The 1,687-nt window shown below is 71.3% G+C and carries 2 protein-coding genes; both read right to left on the minus strand.

The genetic code is table 11. The features are described 5' to 3' along the window. Window positions 1-33: 33 nt before the first annotated feature. The gene (locus ABZ885_RS40690) at window positions 34-738 is read right to left on the minus strand and encodes a hypothetical protein (RefSeq protein ID WP_360200181.1); all 705 of its coding nucleotides are present in this window, start codon (window positions 736-738) and stop codon (window positions 34-36) included. Further along, complete coding sequence (locus tag ABZ885_RS40695) at window positions 735-1,523, minus strand: ATP-binding cassette domain-containing protein (RefSeq protein ID WP_360200183.1); 789 nt, start codon at window positions 1,521-1,523, stop codon at window positions 735-737. The genes ABZ885_RS40690 and ABZ885_RS40695 overlap by 4 nt, the downstream gene beginning before the upstream one ends. Between the last annotated feature and the right edge of the window lie 164 nt (window positions 1,524-1,687).

Below are 1,687 nucleotides of genomic sequence, written 5' to 3' on the forward strand. Positions count from 1 at the left end.
CCGGCCACTCCGTCCCGGAGGCGGAGTGCAGGCTCAGGAAGCCCCACGGCGGGACCCAGTACCGTCCAGCAGCTGGCCGGTCAGGAAGAGGCCGATGGCGAGGACGGCGAGCAGCCAGGCGTAGAGGACGTCGCCGTCGCCGAGGAAGTAGGTGTCGAGGTTGGCGACGACGCCGTCGTTGATGTTGTTGACGGTGCCGAGCTTGCCGAGCACGAAGTCCTGCAGGCCGCTCCAGGCGAGCATGCCGGCCAGGGTGACCACGAAGGCGGGCACGCCGATCTTGGCGAAGAAGAAGCCGTGCAGGGCGCCCATGGCGACGGCGGTGGCGATGGCGAGCAGGATCGCCAGGCCTTCGTTGAGGCCTTCGCGGACGGCCAGCACCGAGGTGACGGCGGCGCAGACACCCGCGATGGAGCCGAGCGAGAGGTCGATCTCGCCGAGCAGCAGCACGAAGACGACGCCGACCGCGATGAGGCCCGGTCCGGCGATCCACTTGGTGATGTTGGTGAGGTTGTCGGCCTGCAGGAAGTGGCCGGTGACGCTCTGGAAGATGACCGCGATCAGGATCAGGCCGATGACGACCGGCAGCGAGCCGAGGTCACCGCTCTTGATCTTGCGGCGGAACTCCTCCACGTAGCCGGCCACGCCGCCCTGGCGGACCAGCAGCCGGGGGTCGGTCGCCGGGGCGGCGGCCGGGGTGCCGGCGGCCGGGCTGGGGGTGGTCTGACTCGTGCTCACTTCGCTTCCTCCGCGATGCGTGCCTGGCGCCGGGTGACGGCGTTGTCGGTGGCGCCGGTGATGGCGGAGATGATCTCCTCGTGCGAGGTGCCGGCAACCGGGAAGGTCCCGTTGTTGCGGCCCAGGCGCAGGACGGCGACGGTGTCGGCGACCGCCTTGACGTCCGCCATGTTGTGGCTGATCAGGATCACGCCGAGGCCCCGCTCGCGCAGCCGCTCGACCAGGTCGAGGACCTGGGCGGTCTGCTCCACGCCGAGGGCGGCGGTCGGCTCGTCGAGGATGACGATCTTCGGGTCGCCGACCAGGGCGCGGGCGATGGCCACGACCTGGCGCTGGCCGCCGGAGAGCGCGGCGATCGGGATCCGCACGCTGGGGATCCGGATCGAGAGGGTGTCCAGCAGTTCCTTGGCACGCCGTTCCATGGCGACCTCGTCCAGCGTGCCGTGGCGGCGCAGCTCACGGCCGAGGAAGAGGTTGGCGACGACGTCGAGGTTGTCGCAGAGCGCGAGGTCCTGGTAGACGGTGGCGACACCGAGCGCCTGGGCGTCCTGGGGGCGGCCGATCCGCACGGGGCGGCCTTCCCAGCTGATGGTGCCCTCGTCGATCGGGTGGACGCCGGCGATCGTCTTGACCAGGGTCGACTTGCCGGCGCCGTTGTCGCCGACCAGCGCGACGACTTCGCCGGCGTGGACGTCGAGGTCGACGTCGGTGAGTGCCTGCACGGCGCCGAAGCGCTTGGAGACCTCGCGCAGCGCCAGTACGGGTGCGCCTGTCACGTGAACCATCTCCTGCGGGGTAGTGCGTGGGGTGGGAGGGGGTCCGCGCTGGGCGCGGCGGGCCGGCGCGCCCCGGGGGTCGGGGGGAGGGCCGGGTCCGCCGCGCCCGGCCGGTCGGAAGTGGACACGTCTGAACTCCCCGCACAATGGCAACCATCTGGGTTGGCGTCATG

It is taken from the genome of Kitasatospora sp. NPDC047058 (assembly GCF_040643935.1).
Lineage (GTDB): Bacteria > Actinomycetota > Actinomycetes > Streptomycetales > Streptomycetaceae > Kitasatospora.

Excerpts from the sequence above, each read along its gene's own strand:
- ABZ885_RS40695 (WP_360200183.1), bottom strand. The coding sequence starts at position 1,523 with ATGGTTCACGTGACAGGCGCACCCGTACTGGCGCTGCGCGAGGTCTCC.